Origin of the sequence: Streptomyces griseoruber (assembly GCF_001514205.1) — a bacterium.
GTDB classification, from domain to species: Bacteria; Actinomycetota; Actinomycetes; order Streptomycetales; family Streptomycetaceae; genus Streptomyces; species Streptomyces griseoruber.
Genome location: NZ_KQ948771.1, coordinates 225,492 through 241,925 on the forward strand (window position 1 = coordinate 225,492; position 16,434 = coordinate 241,925).

At 68.9% G+C, this 16,434-nt stretch carries 18 protein-coding genes; 7 read left to right on the forward strand and 11 right to left on the reverse strand.

Annotated features, from left to right (window positions below; translation table 11 throughout):
• Positions 1-7 precede the first annotated feature (7 nt).
• From AQJ64_RS23370 to AQJ64_RS23395, 6 genes are all read right to left on the reverse strand, one after another.
• Positions 8-1,075: a maleylacetate reductase gene (locus AQJ64_RS23370; protein WP_055632524.1), complete on the reverse strand. Its 1,068-nt coding sequence runs from the start codon at positions 1,073-1,075 to the stop codon at positions 8-10.
• Positions 1,075-1,671: a nuclear transport factor 2 family protein gene (locus AQJ64_RS23375; RefSeq protein ID WP_055632523.1), complete on the reverse strand. Its 597-nt coding sequence runs from the start codon at positions 1,669-1,671 to the stop codon at positions 1,075-1,077. The genes AQJ64_RS23370 and AQJ64_RS23375 overlap by 1 nt, the downstream gene beginning before the upstream one ends.
• A gap of 115 nt (positions 1,672-1,786) precedes the next feature.
• Positions 1,787-3,277 (reverse strand): aldehyde dehydrogenase, encoded by a 1,491-nt coding sequence (locus AQJ64_RS23380; protein WP_055632522.1) that lies wholly within the window; start codon positions 3,275-3,277, stop codon positions 1,787-1,789.
• Positions 3,278-3,421: 144 nt separating this feature from the next.
• The gene (locus AQJ64_RS23385) at positions 3,422-3,826 is read right to left on the reverse strand and encodes a nuclear transport factor 2 family protein (protein ID WP_055632521.1); all 405 of its coding nucleotides are present in this window, start codon (positions 3,824-3,826) and stop codon (positions 3,422-3,424) included.
• A complete protein-coding gene (locus AQJ64_RS23390; RefSeq protein WP_055632520.1) occupies positions 3,823-4,788 on the reverse strand; it encodes a PDR/VanB family oxidoreductase in 966 nt (321 codons plus the stop codon). The genes AQJ64_RS23385 and AQJ64_RS23390 overlap by 4 nt, the downstream gene beginning before the upstream one ends.
• Before the next feature lie 9 nt (positions 4,789-4,797).
• Positions 4,798-6,087 (reverse strand): Rieske 2Fe-2S domain-containing protein, encoded by a 1,290-nt coding sequence (locus AQJ64_RS23395; RefSeq protein WP_055632519.1) that lies wholly within the window; start codon positions 6,085-6,087, stop codon positions 4,798-4,800.
• 211 nt (positions 6,088-6,298) lie between these two features.
• Here AQJ64_RS23395 and AQJ64_RS23400 point away from each other — a divergent pair, with 211 nt between their 5' ends.
• Together AQJ64_RS23400 and AQJ64_RS23405 are read left to right on the forward strand one after the other, a co-directional pair.
• Entirely contained in the window at positions 6,299-6,940 is a 642-nt protein-coding gene (locus tag AQJ64_RS23400) for a TetR/AcrR family transcriptional regulator (protein WP_055632518.1), read from the forward strand.
• A 118-nt stretch (positions 6,941-7,058) separates the two neighbouring features.
• Positions 7,059-7,481, forward strand: a complete 423-nt coding sequence (locus tag AQJ64_RS23405; protein ID WP_055632517.1) for a GlcG/HbpS family heme-binding protein — start codon at positions 7,059-7,061, stop codon at positions 7,479-7,481.
• Between the two features lie 61 nt (positions 7,482-7,542).
• Here AQJ64_RS23405 and AQJ64_RS23410 read toward each other — a convergent pair whose 3' ends face one another.
• On the reverse strand, positions 7,543-8,424 hold the full coding sequence (locus tag AQJ64_RS23410; RefSeq protein WP_055632516.1) for a LysR substrate-binding domain-containing protein: 882 nt from the start codon (positions 8,422-8,424) through the stop codon (positions 7,543-7,545).
• 71 nt (positions 8,425-8,495) lie between these two features.
• On the opposite strand from AQJ64_RS23410, the gene AQJ64_RS23415 reads away from it, so the two are divergent.
• From AQJ64_RS23415 to AQJ64_RS46325, 4 genes are all read left to right on the forward strand, one after another.
• Positions 8,496-9,701, forward strand: a complete 1,206-nt coding sequence (locus tag AQJ64_RS23415; RefSeq protein ID WP_055632515.1) for a thiolase family protein — start codon at positions 8,496-8,498, stop codon at positions 9,699-9,701.
• The gene (locus tag AQJ64_RS23420) at positions 9,698-10,393 is read left to right on the forward strand and encodes a 3-oxoacid CoA-transferase subunit A (protein ID WP_055632514.1); all 696 of its coding nucleotides are present in this window, start codon (positions 9,698-9,700) and stop codon (positions 10,391-10,393) included. Before AQJ64_RS23415 ends, AQJ64_RS23420 begins: the two co-directional genes overlap by 4 nt.
• On the forward strand, positions 10,390-11,037 hold the full coding sequence (locus AQJ64_RS23425) for a 3-oxoacid CoA-transferase subunit B (RefSeq protein WP_055632513.1): 648 nt from the start codon (positions 10,390-10,392) through the stop codon (positions 11,035-11,037). The genes AQJ64_RS23420 and AQJ64_RS23425 overlap by 4 nt, the downstream gene beginning before the upstream one ends.
• Before the next feature lie 87 nt (positions 11,038-11,124).
• Positions 11,125-11,915, forward strand: a protein-coding gene (locus AQJ64_RS46325; protein ID WP_425315616.1) for an IS5 family transposase whose coding sequence is annotated in 2 segments (ribosomal slippage) — positions 11,125-11,446 and positions 11,446-11,915 — 792 coding nt in all. Because the reading frame shifts where the segments join, the coding sequence is not laid out codon by codon here.
• A gap of 93 nt (positions 11,916-12,008) precedes the next feature.
• On the opposite strand, the gene AQJ64_RS51070 is transcribed toward AQJ64_RS46325, so the two are convergent.
• The 3 genes from AQJ64_RS51070 to AQJ64_RS23450 form a co-directional block, all read right to left on the reverse strand.
• Entirely contained in the window at positions 12,009-12,368 is a 360-nt protein-coding gene (locus AQJ64_RS51070; protein ID WP_055632510.1) for a lipocalin family protein, read from the reverse strand.
• A 66-nt stretch (positions 12,369-12,434) separates the two neighbouring features.
• On the reverse strand, positions 12,435-13,298 hold the full coding sequence (locus AQJ64_RS52430; RefSeq protein ID WP_420876524.1) for a lipocalin-like domain-containing protein: 864 nt from the start codon (positions 13,296-13,298) through the stop codon (positions 12,435-12,437).
• A gap of 54 nt (positions 13,299-13,352) precedes the next feature.
• On the reverse strand, positions 13,353-14,204 hold the full coding sequence (locus AQJ64_RS23450) for an IS5/IS1182 family transposase (RefSeq protein ID WP_055632508.1): 852 nt from the start codon (positions 14,202-14,204) through the stop codon (positions 13,353-13,355).
• A 17-nt stretch (positions 14,205-14,221) separates the two neighbouring features.
• Here AQJ64_RS23450 and AQJ64_RS51080 point away from each other — a divergent pair, with 17 nt between their 5' ends.
• A complete protein-coding gene (locus tag AQJ64_RS51080; protein ID WP_240512514.1) occupies positions 14,222-14,452 on the forward strand; it encodes a hypothetical protein in 231 nt (76 codons plus the stop codon).
• A gap of 47 nt (positions 14,453-14,499) precedes the next feature.
• On the opposite strand, the gene AQJ64_RS46340 is transcribed toward AQJ64_RS51080, so the two are convergent.
• Positions 14,500-16,434: a TniQ family protein gene (locus tag AQJ64_RS46340; protein WP_079061902.1), complete on the reverse strand. Its 1,935-nt coding sequence runs from the start codon at positions 16,432-16,434 to the stop codon at positions 14,500-14,502.

The window sequence follows — 16,434 nt, forward strand, 5'->3', positions numbered from 1 at the left end:
GCCTCTTTCAGCTGATCGGTTCGCCTGACCACGCGGCCCGCAGCAACAGGGTCAGGTTGGCGTGGGTGACGGGGGTGGGGTTGTCGGCCGGGATCGCCTTGATGATCGGCGCCAGCGCCTTGGCGATGCCGTCCTCGGGCATGCCGTAGTCGCGCAGCGCCCGTGGTGCGCCCAGCAGCTCGCGCAGGGCGGCGAGCCCGGCGCTCGCCGTGCGGGTGCCGGAGTCCATGCCGAGGGCCTGGGTGATCCGTGCCTCCGCCTCCGGGGCATGCGGGGCGTTGAAGGCCAGTACGTAGGGCAGGACGACCGCGTGGGTCTGGGCGTGGGGGAGGTTGAACATGCCGCCGAGGACATGGCAGATCTTGTGGTGCATGCCGGAGCCGGCCGAGGCGAAGGCGACGGCCGCGAGGTAGGCGCCGTACAACGTCTGCTCGATGCCCTGGACGCTCGTCGAGTCCACCGCGACCGCAGGCAGGCCGTTCGCCAGCGCGCGGATGCCCTCCTGCGCCAGCGCCCGGTCGAGCGGGTCGGCGCGCGGCCCCCACATCGAGTCCACGCAATGGGCCATCGCGTTCAGGCCGCTGGCCACGGTCATCCCGCCGGGCAGTGTGGTCAGCAGGGTGGCGTCGTACACCACCGAGGCGGGCAGCACCTTGTCGTCCACACCGGTGGTCTTGGTCTCGCCTTCGGTCAGGCCCCACACGTTGGTCGCCTCGGAGCCGGCGTAGGTGGTGGGGACCGCGACGATCGGCAGGCCGGTGGTCATCGCCACGGCCTTGGCCAGGCCTGTGGTCGAGCCGCCGCCGACGCTGACCAGGATGTCCGTGCCCGCGTCGGCCGCGGCCCGCCGGGCTCGCTCCGCGACCTCGACCGGCACGTGCATCACGACCTCCTCGTGGCGGAGGGCGACCGGGATCTCCTTGGCGATCGGGTCGGCCAGTTCCTTCTCGCGGTCGGACGCGATCAGCATGACCTTGGTACCGCCGTGGGCCTCGACCTCCGCCGCCACGGCGGCCGGCGATCCCCCCGCCGCGAACACGACCCGTTGGGGGAGGGTCCGGTGGGTGAACCGCATCAGGCTTCCGTCAGCCACTGCTTGCCTTCCGAGTAGAGCTGCTCGACTGCTGGGCCGGTGAGGCCGGGGAGTCCTTGCTTGACTGTGAAACCCGCCTTGGTCTGCAGGTAGGCCAGGTGTCGGTAACCGGTCGGGAATTGGTTGAGGAGGCCGGGGTCCAGCGTGAGTGAGGCAGCGGGGTCGACGACGTCGAGCCGGTCCTTCTCGTAGATCGGCTGCCGGCGCACGAGGGTCCAGTGCCCCTCGTGGCGGGCGAGGAAGTCGTAGAAGCGGCCGGTGCAGACGACGTCGACTTCCACGTCGTCGACGCTCGCGCGCTGGTTGATGGTCATCTTGGTCTGGGCGACGGCGCGGTCGCCGCCTATGTCCGCGGTGTGGCCGCCCAGGAAATGGAGGATGCTGACGCCGTTCTCGAAGCCCGCACGACTGGCCTTGATGAAGTCGGTGGCGCTGCCCTGGAACCAGGTGGCGCTCATCCAGCCGTCGTGCGGATGCCAGACCGTGGCGAAGCGGTCCCAGTCCCCGGCGTCGCGCCACAGTGCCCAGTTCTCGACGAGCTGCCGGATCTCGTGGCGGTCCTTGTCGCTCTGCGACATCGCTGACTCCTTGCTGACTCCTTGGAGGGGCGGAGATCCCCGGTACAGGGGTCTCGTCAGAGAGGTGGGCGGGGCACACGGCAGTCACGTGTACCCCACCCGCCTCTCCATGCCATCAGATGGGGTAGTGACGGGACCCGGACTGGATGGTGATCCAGCGCAGTTCCGTGAACTCCTCCAGCGCGGCGCGGGAGCCAAAGCGGCCCCAGCCGCTGGCGCCGACCCCGCCGAAGGGCATCTGGGGCTCGTCGTGCACGGTGGCGCCGTTGATGTGGCAGATGCCGGACTTGATGCGGCGGGCCACGTCGAGCGCCGCGGCCGCGTCCTTGCCGAAGACGGCGGCGGAGAGGCCGTACTCGGTGTCGTTGGCCACCGCTACGGCTTCGTCGGTGGAGTCCACCTCGATGATCGAGACGACCGGGCCGAAGGATTCCTCGTGGTAGATGCGCATGTCCGGTGTGACTCCGCGCAACACGGTGGGCTGCACGAACAGGCCGTCGGCCGTGCCGCCGGTCAGGACCTGCGCACCCTTGTCACGGGCGTCCTCGATCAGCGCGACCACATGGTCCCGGGCGGCGGTGTGGACCAGCGGGCCGATCTGTGAGCCGGGGTCGCTCGGGGGGCCGACGACCAGCTTGGCGGCACGCTCGGCCAGCCGGGTGGACAACTCGTCGGCCACGGTCCGGTCGACGATGACGCGCTCGGTGGACATGCAGATCTCGCCCTGGTTCATGAAGGCACCGAAGCTTGCCGCGGCAGCGGCTTCCTCCAGATCGGCGTCGGGTAGCACCAGGAAGGGCGCCTTGCCGCCGAGTTCGAGAACCACTCGGGTCAGGTGGCGGCCGCCGAGTTCGCCGATGATGCGGCCGACCTTGCTGGATCCGGTGAAGTTGACCCGCGTCACGGCGGGGTGGGCGATCAGCGCCTCGACGACGGCCGGGCCGTCCTCGGGTGCGTTGCTGATGAGGTTGACCGCTCCGGCGGGCACGCCGGCGTCGTGCAGCACCTGGACGATGGCGGCCTGGGTGAGCGGCGTCTGCTCGGAGGACTTCAGTACCACGGTGTTGCCCCACACCAGGGGCCACACGATGGCGCGCACGCCGAGGATCAGCGGGGCGTTCCACGGTGCGATGCCGACGACGACACCGACCGGCTGACGTACGCCGAGGGCGGTGAGACCGGGCACGTCAGACGGGATGACCTCGCCGACGGCCGCGTAGGCCTGGGCGGCCGCCTCGACGAGCATGCCCCTGGCGACGTGCACGTTGAAGCCGCACCAGGGCAGGGTGGCGCCCATCTCGCGGCTCATGGTGGCGACGATGTCGTCGGTGCGCTCACCGAGCAGGGCAGCCGCCCGCTCGAGAACCGCCCGCCGGGCGGCGGGCGGAAGGGCCGACCACTCGGCAAGGGCGCCGGCCGCGGCGTCCACCGCGAGGTTGACGTCCTCGACGGTGGCCGCGGCGACCCGTGCGATCGGTTCGCCGGTCAGGGCCTCGGTCGTCTCGTGGTAGCGGCCGTCCCTGGCCGCGACGTGCTCGCCCGCGATGAAGAGATCGCTGGTCCGGACTGTGCCGGACGTAGGTGCCTGAGTCTCAGTGGGTGACATGTTGTTGCCTCATCTCCACGACAGCGGCTCACTGCCGCACGAACCCTGCATGCCGCACTCTTCTCGGCCGACGGCCTGTCCTGAACCCTCTTGTCCGTTCATCGAACAGCGGCGTGAGGGCGCGGCCGCCTGCCGTACGGGATGTCAGACGGGCGGCATCCGCTTGGCCTGGTGCATGTGTGCCAGGCGCCAGCCCTCGGCGGTCTCCTCCCACACGCGCGTCACGGCCTCCTGCACCGGGAACGGCGGGAGGTTCTCGTCGAAGACGATGTGCATCTCCTGGAGGCATGTCGTGATCGCGGTGTTGCCGCGCACGGTGATGCTCAGCTGCTCGGCCTTCGCGAAGACGTGGCGGCGGCGGGTCCAGGTGAAGTGGGCGAAGGTCCTGGCATCGTCGATCTTCCCCACAGGGCCGTGGACCGCCCGGCTGTCGTCGAGCATGAGGGCGGTCATGGCCTCCTCGCCCTCGGTGAGTGCGACGAGCCAGGCGGCCTCCGCCTGCTCGATCGCCTGGACTGCCTTGTCGGGTGCGGCGGATGCGGTCGTCACAGGTCCAGCTCCAGAATCGGTGAGAGTGCTCGGGACGAGCAGGTGGTGAACATGCCGTCGGCGCGTTCACGGTCGGTCAGGATGTCGTCGCGGTGGTCGGGCTCTCCCGCGAGTACGCGCACGATGCACTCGCCGCAGATCCCCTGCTGGCAGGAATAGGGAGCGTCGACGCCCTCCGAGAGGAGGACGTCCAGGACGCTCTCGCCCTCCTTGATCTCGTACTCTCCACCGGACTTGGCGAGCCGCACCGTGAACGCGCCGCCCTCGGTGTGCGCGTCGGCGTCCTGCACGGGCGCGAAGCGCTCCTTGTAGATCGCGTCCGCGGGCCATCCCGCTCCCTGCGCGGAGGAGATCACGAAGTCCATGAAGCCTCCGGGTCCGCACACGTAGACGGCGGTGTCCGGGTCGGGCGGGCCGAGGTCGCCGGCGCTGAACCGCTGGTAGTCCGGGCCGTCGTCGAAGTGCAGCCGTACGCGGGGGTTGCGTTCCAACTCGCCGAGGAACGCCGCGTCCGCCCGGCTGCGCGCGCAGTAGTGCAACTCGTACTCGGCGCCCGTGGCCTGGAGCAGATGCGCCATGGCCAGCAGGGGAGTGATACCGATACCGCCCGCCACCAGCAGATGGCGACGGGCCCGGTCCGAGACTCCGAACCTGTTGCGCGGACGCGAGATCCGCAGCCTGTCACCCGCGCGGAGCCGGTGCATACCGAGGGAGCCGCCGCGCGACGCTGCCTCGGCCAGCACGGCCAGCTGGTACCGGGTGCGGTCGTGCGGCGGCCCGCACAGCGAATACTGACGGATCAGTCCGGCGGCGCCGTCACCGTCCAGGAGCACGTCGACATGGGCGCCGGCGGCGAACTCCGGGAGCTCGGCTCCGTCGGGACTGATCAGGTCGAGCACCACGATCCGCGCGGTCGCGTCGTACCGGGCGATCACGATGGTGTCGAGCCACTCGTTGCTCATGGTGCTCGCTCAGATTCCAGCCGTGGCGTCGACATCGGCTTCCGCCGGACGTTTGCCGATGGTGAACAGGCCGGACTGGGTGTGGTGGACCTCCGACGTGTCACGGATGATGTTGATCGGGTCGCGTCCGGCCTCGACGTCGTCGGCCATCGTCAGAAGCATCCGGCGCAGCATGACGACGCCGCGATCCCCGGTGGCCAGGGTCTCCTCGGAGTCCAAGGTGATGGCGCCCTGTGAACCCTGGGCCTCGTTGTCACCGGGGAACCGCTGGCGCTCCTCGTCGGTCAGCTCGTGGTTCAGCTTGCCGTTCTGCTGGATGCCGATGACGAAGCGGACCATGCGCTCGTGGTCGTTGGTGCGGATGGAGAAGAAGAGCCGGTGGGTGGTGTCGTCGGAGGGCACGACCCACAGCAGCTGGTCCGGCCGCTGGTCGGGGGTGACCTTTACGTAGTCCGCCAGGCCGAAGACGTTGGGAAGGTGCTGCTCGACGTCGAAGCTGTACTCGGTGACCTCTCCGTCCTCGCCCTCGATCTCGAACCGCTGGGTGTACTTGACGCCGTGGTCGGTGCGCTCGTACGTCAGGCGGTCGGCGATGGTGGCCGGGTCGAAGAAGTTCTCGGGGTAGCCGAAGGTGCCGGTGCCCAGCATCTGGTAGCCGCTGTGCGTGGAGTGCAGCCAGGTGACGTGGGTCGGGTCGGCGGAGTTCTCGTAGACGTTGAGCCAGCTGAAGTCCGCCGGCATTCCGAGGACCGCCGCGTGCGGGACGGGCCAGCTCGCGAAGTACCTCTCGTCCTCGGCGGGGTTCTCCAGCGCGTCGTAGCGCGGGAGCTCGGGTTTGAGCTCGGGCGGGCCCATGTAGACGAAGACCAGGCCGTAGCGCTCCGCGACGGGGTACCAGGGCTGGCGGGCGGCGTCGCGGCGGCGCCCGAGGGCCGGTTCGCAGGCCTGCTCGATGCAGTGGCCCTGGACGTCGAATTTCCAGCCGTGGTAGCAGCAGCGGATGCCGTCGTCCTCGACACGGCCGTAGAAGAGGCTGGCGCCACGGTGGGTGCAGCGCTCGATGACGACGCCGGGGTTGCCCTGCCCGTCCCGGAAGACGACCAGGTCTTCGCCCAGGACGCGGGTCTTCTGCGGCAGGGCGCCGGCGACGAGCGTCTCCGAGCTGGCGACGGGGTGCCAGTAGCGGCGCAGTGCCTCACCCATGGGCGTACCGGGCCCGACCTCGCGCAGACGGGCGTTGTACGAGGGCTTCGGGCGGCCGTAGGCCGTACCGGTGTCGATCTCTGAAGTGGTGGTCATGGTGCGGTCTCCCGTGCGGCTCGGGGGCACAACTCGTAGCGCGGGCAGGGTTGTGGGGGATCACCTGCGAGGGCACGGTGGTGTGCGGTCCTCGAATAGGATTGTGCATTCACATTCGCATTACGCCTCGTGGGCGTCAAGGGCTGTGTTCGCGAAGCGGGCCGGGCGGCACGCCGCCGGGGCGGATGCCGACGGTGTATAGGCTGGGACGGTGAGTACCGAACCGTCACTCGATCTGCCGCCGGCGCAGCAGGCCCGCAGCCGGCTGACCCAGCAGCGGATCCTGGAGGCGGGTACGGCCCTCCTGGAGGAGGGCGGCACCGAGGCGCTCACGGTCGCGGCCGTCGCCTCCCGGGCGGGCGTCTCGGTGGGCAGCGTCTACCGGCGGTTCGGCGACAAGGATCGGCTGATCGCGGCTCTGCAGCACGCCATGATCGACGAGTTCCGCGCCGACATCATCCGCCGTTTCGCGCCGCTGAGCACGGACCCGACCGCGCTGGTCACCTCGGCGGTCGCCGGCCTCACCGAGACCTATCAGGCGCACGAGCGACTGATGCGCGTCTTCCTGGCCGCGGGCGCGACTGATCCCGCGGTGGCCCGGGTCGGCTCGGAGGCCGCCATCGACGCCGCCCGGGTCTTCCGTCGGTTCCTGGAGTCGATCATTCCCATGATCGACGCGCCGGAGCCGGAGCGACGCCTGGACGTCGTCTACCGCCTGATCTACGGAACCTGCCAGAACCGCGTGCTGTACGGCGATCTCTTCGAGTCCGACCGGCCGCTGACGTGGCGTCAGCTCACGGACGAACTGGTGAACGTCGCCTGCCTGTCCCTGCTCGGTGCGCAGGCGCGGTGAGTCGCGATCTAATGTGAATGCGAGCACCCCTTCACATTAATGGCCGACGGCGACATACTGGCTTCCGCCACGGAAGTCGGCCGCTCGACCATGCGGCCGCCAGGGAAGGAACCGCCCCATGCGAGAGCCGCTCAGCTACGAGATCGCCCACGGCGCCGCGCTCGCCGCTCTGGAAGCGGGAAGGGCCGAGGGGCACAAGGTGTGCGCTGTCGTGGTCAACCGGAGCGGCGTCACCAAGGTGCTGCTCAGCGACGACGGCGTCGGCTTGCTCGGCGTGGAGACCGCGCGACGCAAGGCGTACACCTCAGCCGTGAGCGGTGTCCCGACCGCCAAGTTCGCGGCCTTCGCCGCGTCCCCGCAGATGGAGGTGGCGCCTCCCCACCTGGTCGATGCCAACCTTCTGCCGGTCGCCGGCGGCGTGCCGATCGTGACGGCCGACGGGGAGGTCATCGGCGCCATCGGGGTGGGCGGGGCGGACGACACCACGGACGACCGGATCGCGCACCAGGCTCGTGAGTCCGTGGCGAAGATCGTCGCGTAGGCCCTTTTCCTGGTGCGCAGGGGCAATCGGCGCGTGGCCGGAATGCGGCGGCCCCCGGCTCTCAGATCACCGCACGGATGATTCCGACGGTGCGTGCCAGGTGCGGTTCGGCGCGGTCGGCGCGGTGGGCGACGGCCAGCTCCACACGTGCGCCGGCGCCGGGCAGGGGCAAGTAGGCCACTCCGTCGAGTGCCAGCGCTGTCACCGGTTCGGGCACGACGGCGACGCCGAGGCCGCCGGCCACGAGGGTGACCAGCGTCGACGTCTCACCTACCTCGTGGCGGATGCGCGGTTCGACGCCGTCGTCGCGCAGCAGGCCCAGGACGATGTCGTACATCACGGACCGTCGGTCGGCGGAGTGCACGATCAGGTCGGCACCGGCCAGGTCCGCTACCCGCAGGCGTTTGCGGCGGGCGAGCGGGTGGTCGAGCGGAACGGCGACGACCAGCCGGTCCCGGCGCAAGGTGTGCACGGTGAGCGAGAGGTCGGCCGCCGGTGGGCGCAGCAGGGCGACGTCGATGGCGCCGGTGCGCAACGCCTCGACCTGGTCGGGTGCGAGCATCTCGCCGCGGAAGGAGAACTCGACGCCCGGCAGTTCCTCGGTGAGCCGCCGGGAGAGCGCGGGCAGGAGGCTGTACGTCGCCGAGCCCACACACCCGATCGCGAGGTGCCCGACCGAGCCGGCCGCCACGAGCCGTGCGTGGTGGGCGGCTTCGTCGACGTCGGCCAGGATCGCACGCGCCCGCTCCAGGTAGGCCCGGCCGGCCTCGGTCAGATCCACGCGCCGTGTGGTGCGGTGCAGCAGCTCGACGCCGAGCTCTGCCTCCAGCTGCCGGATCTGCTGGGACAGCGGCGGCTGGGCCATGTGGAGCCGCTCGGCCGCACGCCCGAAGTGACGCTCCTCGGCCACCGCCACGAAGTACCGCAGGTGCCGCAGATCCATACGTCATCCATATCAATCGCATCGGATATGTGTACTTCAGAATATCGCGGCCCGGGATTAGCGTCCCTGTCATGAGTGCTTTCCTGTACGCCGCGACCCGGACGCCGTTCGGCCGCTTCAACGGCGCGCTGGCCGGCGTCCGCCCCGACGACCTCGCCGCCGCCGCGATCACCTCGACGCTCGCCCGGGTACCGGGCCTCGACCCCGCCGCGATCGGCGACGTGGTGTGGGGCAACGCCAACGGCGCCGGTGAGGAGAACCGCAACGTCGGCCGTATGGCGGCGCTCCTCGCCGGCCTCCCGGTGAGCGTGCCGGGCACCACGGTCAACCGACTGTGCGGATCGAGCCTCGACGCGGCGATGACGGCCAGCCGCACCATCGAGTCCGGGGACGCCGAGGTGGTGCTCACCGGCGGCGTCGAGTCGATGACGCGTGCGCCGTGGGTGCTGCCCAAGTCGGCGAAACCGTTCCCGGCCGGAGACGTCACCGCGGTCTCCACCACCCTCGGCTGGCGGTTGGTCAACCCGCGGATGCCGAAGGAGTGGACGATCAGCCTCGGCGAGTCCAACGAGCAGCTCCACGAACGCTTCGGGATCTCCCGCGAGCGCCAGGACGCGTTCGCCGCCCGTTCCCACCAACTCGCCCACGCCGCCTGGGAGTCGGGCTTCTACGACGACATGGTGGTGCCGGTCGACGGCATCGACCTCACCCGCGACGAGGGCATCCGGCCCGGATCCACCCCCGAGGTGCTGGCGGGACTCAAGCCGGTCTTCCGTACGCCGGAGCAGGGCGGCACCATCACCGCAGGCAACGCCAGCCCGCTCAACGACGGCGCCTCCGCCGTGCTGCTGGGCAGTGAGAAGGCCGCGGCCGTGATCGGGGCCGAGCCGATCGCCCGTATCGCAGGGCGCGGGGTGATGGCGCTGGAGCCGCAGGCCTTCGGCTATGCCCCGGTCGAGGCCGCGAACCGTGCGCTGGCCCGGGCCGGGATCGGCTGGGACCAGGTCGGTGCGGTCGAACTGAACGAGGCCTTCGCCGTGCAGTCACTCGCCTGCGTGGACGCGTGGAAGATCGACCCCGCCCTCGTCAACCAGAAGGGCGGCGCCATCGCGATCGGCCACCCGCTCGGCGCCTCGGGCGGCCGCATCCTCGCCACCCTGGCCAAGGTGCTGCGCGAGACGAGGCAGCGCTACGGCGTCGCCGCGATCTGCATCGGGGTCGGCCAAGGGCTGGCCGTCGTACTGGAGAACTGCGACGTCACGGAGGTGGCCCGATGAGCCGGACGGAGATCGTCGAGAGCGCAGACGCGGCGGTCGCCGGCATCGAGGACGGGGCGACCGTCCTGGTCGGCGGATTCGGCCTGGCCGGGATGCCGTTCGACCTGATCGACGCGCTCATCCGGCAGGGCGCGAAGGACCTGACGATCGTGTCCAACAACGCGGGCAACGGCGACGTCGGGCTGGCCGCGCTGCTGGCCGCGGGGCGGGTGCGCAAGGTGCTGTGCTCCTTCCCGCGCCAGGCCGACTCGTGGGTCTTCGACGGCCTCTACCGCGCGGGGAAGATCGAGCTGGAGGTGGTGCCGCAGGGCAACCTCGCCGAGCGGATGCGCGCGGCCGGTGCCGGTATCGGCGCCTTCTACTGCCCGACCGCGGTCGGCACCCCGCTTGCCGAGGGCAAGGAGGTGCGGGAGATCGACGGCCGCACCTACCTGCTGGAGTACCCCATCAAGGGCGACTACGCGCTGATCGGCGCGCATGCCGCGGACACGCTGGGCAACCTCGTCTACCGCAAGACCGCCCGCAACTTCGGACCGGTCATGGCCACAGCCGCGACGACGACCATCGTCCAGGTCGACCAGGTCGTCGAGCCGGGCACACTCGACCCCGAGGCCGTCGTCACCCCGTCCATCTACGTCGACCGGATCGTCCAGGTCGAGGCCCGTCACTACACCGTCCAGGGGGCACGATGACCACCACGTCCACCGACCATCGTCTGTCGATGGACGAACTGGCCGCCGTGATCGCACGCGACATCCCGGCCGGCTCCTTCGTCAACCTCGGCATCGGACAACCCACCAAGATCGCCGACCATCTGCCGGACGGCTCCGGGGTGGTGCTGCACACCGAGAACGGCATGCTCAACATGGGCCCGAAGGCCGAGGGCGACGCGGTCGACCCCGACCTGACCAACGCCGGCAAGGTCCCGGTCACCGAACTGCCGGGCGCGGCCTACTTCCACCACGCCGACTCCTTCGCCATGATGCGCGGCGGCCACCTCGACGTCTGCGTCCTCGGCGCCTACCAGGTCGCCTTCGACGGCGACCTCGCCAACTGGACCACCGGCAAACCCGAGGACATCCCCGCCGTCGGCGGGGCCATGGACCTCGCCATCGGCGCCAAGGACGTCTACGTGATGATGACGCTCTTCACCCGCTCCGGTGAGCCCAAACTCGTACCGCACTGCACCTACCCGCTCACCGGCCTCGGCTGCGTCAGCCGCGTCTACACCGACCACGGCGTCTTCGACGTCGGCGCCGAGGGCATACGCATCCGAGAGACATACGGCATCGGCGCCGACGAACTCGCCGAACGGCTCGGCATCACGCCGGCTTAGAGGTCCTAACAGAAGTTGTTGATCATGTGACTGTCGGCGTGGTTTCTCGTTGGTCTTGCCGTGGGGAAGAGGGAGTCGCGGCCGTGGATCGTCTCGGACGAACTCTGGTCGCTCATCGAGCCGTTGTTGCCCGAGCCGGGTCCGAAACTGGTCGAGGGTAGACCGCGGGTCCCGGACCGGCAGGCGCTGTGCGGGATCCTGTTCGTGCTGCATACCGGGATCCAGTGGGAGTACCTGCCCCAGGAGCTGGGCTTCGGCTCGGGGATGACGTGCTGGAGGCGCCTGGCCGCGTGGAACGAGGCCGGCGTGTGGGACCAGCTGCATCTGGTGCTGCTGAAGAAGCTGCGGGTGGCGAAGAAGCTGGACTGGTCGCGGGCGGTGATCGACTCCTCCCACGTCAGGGCGGCCCGGCGGGGCCCAAAAGCGGGCCCAGCCCGGTCGACCGCGCACGGCCGGGCAGCAAGCACCACGTCCTCACCGACGGCCAGGGCATCCCGCTCGCGGTGTCCCTGACCGGCGGAAACCGCAACGACGTCACCCAGCTGATCCCGCTGCTGGACAAGGTCCCGGCCGTGGCCGGACTCGTCGGCCGCCCCCGGCGCAGGCCCGATGCGCTGCTGGCCGACCGCGGCTACGACCACGACAAGTATCGGCGCCTGCTCTGGGCCCGCGGCATCCGCCCGGTCATCGCCGAACGCGGCCAGCCCCACGGCTCAGGCCTGGGCATCTTCCGCTACGTGGTCGAGCGCACGATCGCCTGGCTGCACGGCTTCCGCCGACTGCGCATCCGATGGGAACGACGCGACGACATCCACGAAGCGTTCCTCGGCCTCGCCACCTGTCTCATCACCCACCGACACGTCCAACGCCTTTGTTAGGACCTCTTAGCGTCTTGCGCGCAGCTCCGCAGCTGCCGACGGCCTCGGTGCCGCCCCGCATGGGGCGGCACCGAGGCCGTCGACTGATCGGCGCTACTCTCCGCTGGTGATTTCGACGTAGGTGGTGCCTGTGACCTTGCCGTGGTCGCAGGGGTCACTGACCTTGGCGCTGCCTTCATGGCCGGGTGCGGGGACCACCAGTTCCTGGTCCTTGGCGTAGACGGTGACGTTCAGCTTGGCGTGCTCGCCGGGGATGCTGACCTTCCACCGCGTGGGGTAGCTCTTGCCGGTGGTCGGGCTGGTCCAGCGGGTGGACTCGTCGGGCGTGAGTGTCGCCTCGGCGAGGGTTTGCGTGCCGTCGGGCTTCAGGATGGTCGCGAAGTTGTTCTTCTTGCCGTCGCACTGCTGGTTCCAGACGCTGACCTTGTCGCCGTTGGACAGGTTGAGGTTCATCCAAAACCAGGAGGCATTACCCGTGGTGAGGTCGGGGAGCGGTCCCCACTGGCGGTCCAGCCAGGACTACCCGCGGACCTTCTCGGCGCGGCCGTTGATGGTCAGGGTCCCGGAGGTGTCCACCGTGGGCAGGGCGTACTCGTAGTTGGAATACTTAGCGTCACCGAAAATGGGGAAAGAGCCCGTGCCCAGGTTGTAGAGGGGGTTTCCGCGGGGGCGCAGCGTGGTGTCGATGGCCCCCTCGGGGACCTTGGCGCGCAGCTTCATCTCCTCGGCGTCGCCGGTCCAGGTGATGTTGCCGGTGTGGATGTCCACGCCCTGCTTGTCGGACAGGCCCGTTCCGAGCGGGAGGGGGATCTCCGACCTTGTGTACCAGCCGGTGTCCTCGTTGACCACTGACACCTTCGAGATGGCGCCTCCCTGCTTGCCGAAGCCGGCGTTGAGGTAGTGGAACAGGAAGCCATACCGGTGGCCCCCGGCGATCACGTGTGCGGTCAGGTACCAGGACTGGTTGGGCTGGTCGCGGCCATAGATGAGGCCCGCGGCGGGGTCGACGAGGGCCGGACGCTGGTCTGAGACAAGCCCGTCTGGGAGGCGGTGGGGTGTGCCGTGGTCGCTACGGTCGTCGCGGTGGCTGTCCCCCTGCGGCAAGGGTGAGCGAGGCGTCTGCGCAGCAACGTCGAGCGGTCCACGCCGAACCAGCAGGCCAGCACGTCGTGGGTGGCCCCCGTGACGGAGATGGACCAGGGTGGCCGGCAGCCTGTCGACGAACACCAGACGGTGCTTCGCATCGGCGCCCACTGCGCGCTTCCGCTGCGGGGAGGCGAGTCTGGCCTGGTGACGCTCGTGCCACAACGGCCCGATCTCAGCAACGAGTTCAGAAATCACATCGGCGGTCAGGCCCGTGATCCGCCGGTTGCCGATGATCACTGCACGAGTCGAGTTCCCCACCACCTGACCATGATCAATCAAGAGCTCAACGTCTCACCGCCAACCATGCATGAGGTCGTAAGGCTTGTCGCGTAAATGATCTCTGACGTGACGAATGGCCTGGCCGTTTGCCCGATATCCCGCGAGCGCGAGGCTGTGCATGCGGGCGATGCCGAGCATGGCGTGGTGGACGCCGTCGCCTTTCAGGCGGCAGTCGCGGAGGATCTTCCAGGTCTTCATGCGGGCGAAGGCATGCTCGACACGAGCGCGGCCCTTGCGGTGGGAGGCGTTGTGTTCCTCTTTCCAGGCGGCGAGTTCGGCCTGGCCTCTCTCGCGGCGGTGCGGGATGACCAGGCCGGTGCCCCGGTAGCCGCCGTCCGCGACGACCGTGGTGCGGCCGACGGCGTCCTTCGCACGGGACAGCTCCCACGCCTTGCAGTCGTTGCGGTTGCCTGGCAGCGGCCGGCCGACCACGACGACCAGGCGGGTGTCGGCGTCGATGATGACCTGATGGTTGGTCGAATAGCGGTAGTTCTTCGACTGCTCGGCGACAGTGTGATTTCGGGTGGGGACCGGAGTGCCGTCCACGATCAGCACGGCGTCGCGGCGGAACCGCTTGCGCGGCTGCAGTACCAGCGACGGGCCGAGGTGATCGGCGATCCGGTCGGCAGCGGACTTGGACACCCCGAACAGTAACGCCAGTTGGCGCAGTGTCAGGTTCGTCCGCCAGTGCGCGGTAACCAGCAGCATTCGGTCCTCCAGCGGCAGGCTCCACGGTCGGCCCTTGCGATCCGGATCCGCACCCTCGCGCCGCAACGCGGTGACCAGCTTGCCGAACTGATGCGGGCTCAGCCCCGAGAACGGGGCTGTCCAGGACGGCTCCGACGCCGTGATCACACCAGCCACCAAGATCATCCTCTGTGGTGGTGGCTCTGCGCGATACCGCGCGGAATCCGATGGTGCGACGCAGCTCCGGCGTCAACGATCGCCGGATGCATGAAGTGAAGCTGTCCGACGGGATCATCGCTCTGTCCCCACTGCGCTTGGACGATGCGGAGGCGCACCTCACGGGGGAGGATGAGCCGCTGGTTCGCTGGCTCAGCGGCGTTCCCGGCACACGCGAGGGCGTCGAAGCAGACATGCAATCGGCATAGCGGAGGGATGACGAGCTGTCAGCTCGCGCCGACACCACGCTTCGAGGTCAGCAAGCAGCTTGTTCAGCAACGAGAGTGTCCGTAACGGGTTGGCTACCGTGCGTATGGTCACATGCGCGTGCCAGACGGCTGGCATAGTGCTCAAGTCGGTCCACGAACAGGGCTTTCTCCCCTTTACTCCGGGAAGCGGCTCGGAGGAGCTGATTCACACTCGCGACCACGGGCGTGGTGTCTCTTCCGGAGTCTCGCAGCGCATGGAGAGCAGGGCTGTGCAAATAGTCGCCTTGAGTGACGTGAGCCCAGAGCAGCGCGGTCGCGGCTGTCGGATTTGGTGACGTCGGTCCGCCTCTGAAGTTCTTTAACCCATCCCGGAGTTCAGTCCAGGCGGCATCTGACAGGTGCCAGAGAGACATGGCGCGGCGCCGGTTGGCGTAGTCGATGCGATTGGGATCGGAGTCCAGGGCGTAGGCGATTCGCTCAACAGCTCGGTCGAATTCCGCCCACGATTCCTTGGTGCCCAGTACTTGCTTGAGGATTCTGAGGCTGTGCTGTGCTGTGGTCGAGGGCGTACCAAGAGTCTCAGCACACTGGGACCAGGTGCCGCCGGCCGCCATCTCGACAAGTTTCAGCGATGTGGCCCGGCGCAGATGGCGGGTGTTCCAGTCTGTGCTGGCCCCCAAGCGTTCCCGGAGCTTGGCGAAGTGACTGTCCGACCATGTTGTGGGTAGTAGCGCCGGAACGTGCTCGATGCCGAAGAGACACTTCCGCGACGGTGTACGGAGTTTAGAGCCGCCATGGCCGCCGGCGTGGTAAAAGCCGTTGATCTTGCGAGCTAATGCACGGGCGAGAGCCGGTGAGAAGTCCATCCGTCGGAACCCTGCGGATTGGTTTGAGGGGAGCCGTTCGAAGGCCGTGCGCGCCAGCGGTTGAACCCGATCCCGGAACTCTGCATCGCCTTCATCGCGATGGCTGAGAAGTTCGCTGGCGGCGGCGAGCAAGGCCGCGCACTGGGCGGGGTTGTCCGGGGCAGGCCAAGGGCTGGACGACCGAGGGCCGGGCCCGGAGCCGAGCGGCCTATTCAGCCGCTGGGTGATAGCCGTGGTGTGGCTGTCGATCAGCGGGGCGAGATGCGCCGAACGGACCAGGGACGCTCCTAGCGGCCAACTGAACTTGATCAGATGAGCTAGGGCGACCAGATCGAGGAAGAAATAGGGATCCTTCTTTGTGGGCTGGGAAGGCGTGGCAAATAGATGCTGGTCAATGTGGAGTTGAAGGGCCAGAACGCGATCCAGGTCCTCGGGTGTCATCGTCGGTGGGTTGCCGGGTGACTGATCGAGTCGGGCTCCGCAATAGCGGTTGGTCTCGGACGCGGTGGAGTTCCTGCCCAGCACTGGGTGACGGCATTGTGCGGGATGGAGCCCGACTGCGGCACGCTCCATGAGTAGGCCGGAGCGTTCGGTTCCGGGGGGACGATTGGGTAGGTTGTCGCACTGCGGGCAGGTGCTGGACAACAGCATCGAGTGCTTGGAGCAGGCGAATACAACGGGAAGATGCCAGCGCAGTTTCCAGGCGCTGCCGAACGTGTTTTGTACGGGACTTCCGTCGCCCGCCAGACACCGGGGGCAGAAGCGGCTGGACAGGTTGATCGCCCAACGCCGTCGCGCGGCCGCGTGGTTGCGGCCCTGATCCAGACGGGTTGTGACGAGTGGCGTGTACATGGAGGAGAGCCCCGATCCGGCGAGCGTGAGTGACTGTGCCTCGGTGGAGGAGAGCCGCGCGGCCTTGGCGAGAGCCTTGGCGGGCTGCGGGGGCAAGGCGATCAGATAGTCGGCGGGCAGGCGACGGTGCATGGTGCTGAGCCCGCACAACGCACCGATGCGGGCAGGAGACCGTTCCAGCCGGTAAGCGAGTCGGAGGAGGAATCCGGGCAGCGATTCCTCCGGGAACGGGGCCAGACTTCGGGGTAGTGCCAGGCGTTCCAT

Excerpts from the sequence above, each read along its gene's own strand:
- AQJ64_RS23370 (WP_055632524.1), bottom strand. The coding sequence starts at position 1,075 with ATGCGGTTCACCCACCGGACCCTCCCCCAACGGGTCGTGTTCGCGGCG.
- AQJ64_RS23375 (WP_055632523.1), bottom strand. The coding sequence starts at position 1,671 with ATGTCGCAGAGCGACAAGGACCGCCACGAGATCCGGCAGCTCGTCGAG.
- AQJ64_RS23380 (WP_055632522.1), bottom strand. The coding sequence starts at position 3,277 with ATGTCACCCACTGAGACTCAGGCACCTACGTCCGGCACAGTCCGGACC.
- AQJ64_RS23390 (WP_055632520.1), bottom strand. The coding sequence starts at position 4,788 with ATGAGCAACGAGTGGCTCGACACCATCGTGATCGCCCGGTACGACGCG.
- AQJ64_RS23395 (WP_055632519.1), bottom strand. The coding sequence starts at position 6,087 with ATGACCACCACTTCAGAGATCGACACCGGTACGGCCTACGGCCGCCCG.
- AQJ64_RS23405 (WP_055632517.1), top strand. The coding sequence starts at position 7,059 with ATGCGAGAGCCGCTCAGCTACGAGATCGCCCACGGCGCCGCGCTCGCC.
- AQJ64_RS23410 (WP_055632516.1), bottom strand. The coding sequence starts at position 8,424 with ATGGATCTGCGGCACCTGCGGTACTTCGTGGCGGTGGCCGAGGAGCGT.
- AQJ64_RS23415 (WP_055632515.1), top strand. The coding sequence starts at position 8,496 with ATGAGTGCTTTCCTGTACGCCGCGACCCGGACGCCGTTCGGCCGCTTC.
- AQJ64_RS23420 (WP_055632514.1), top strand. The coding sequence starts at position 9,698 with ATGAGCCGGACGGAGATCGTCGAGAGCGCAGACGCGGCGGTCGCCGGC.
- AQJ64_RS23425 (WP_055632513.1), top strand. The coding sequence starts at position 10,390 with ATGACCACCACGTCCACCGACCATCGTCTGTCGATGGACGAACTGGCC.
- AQJ64_RS51070 (WP_055632510.1), bottom strand. The coding sequence starts at position 12,368 with ATGAACCTCAACCTGTCCAACGGCGACAAGGTCAGCGTCTGGAACCAG.
- AQJ64_RS46340 (WP_079061902.1), bottom strand. The coding sequence starts at position 16,434 with ATGGAACGCCTGGCACTACCCCGAAGTCTGGCCCCGTTCCCGGAGGAA.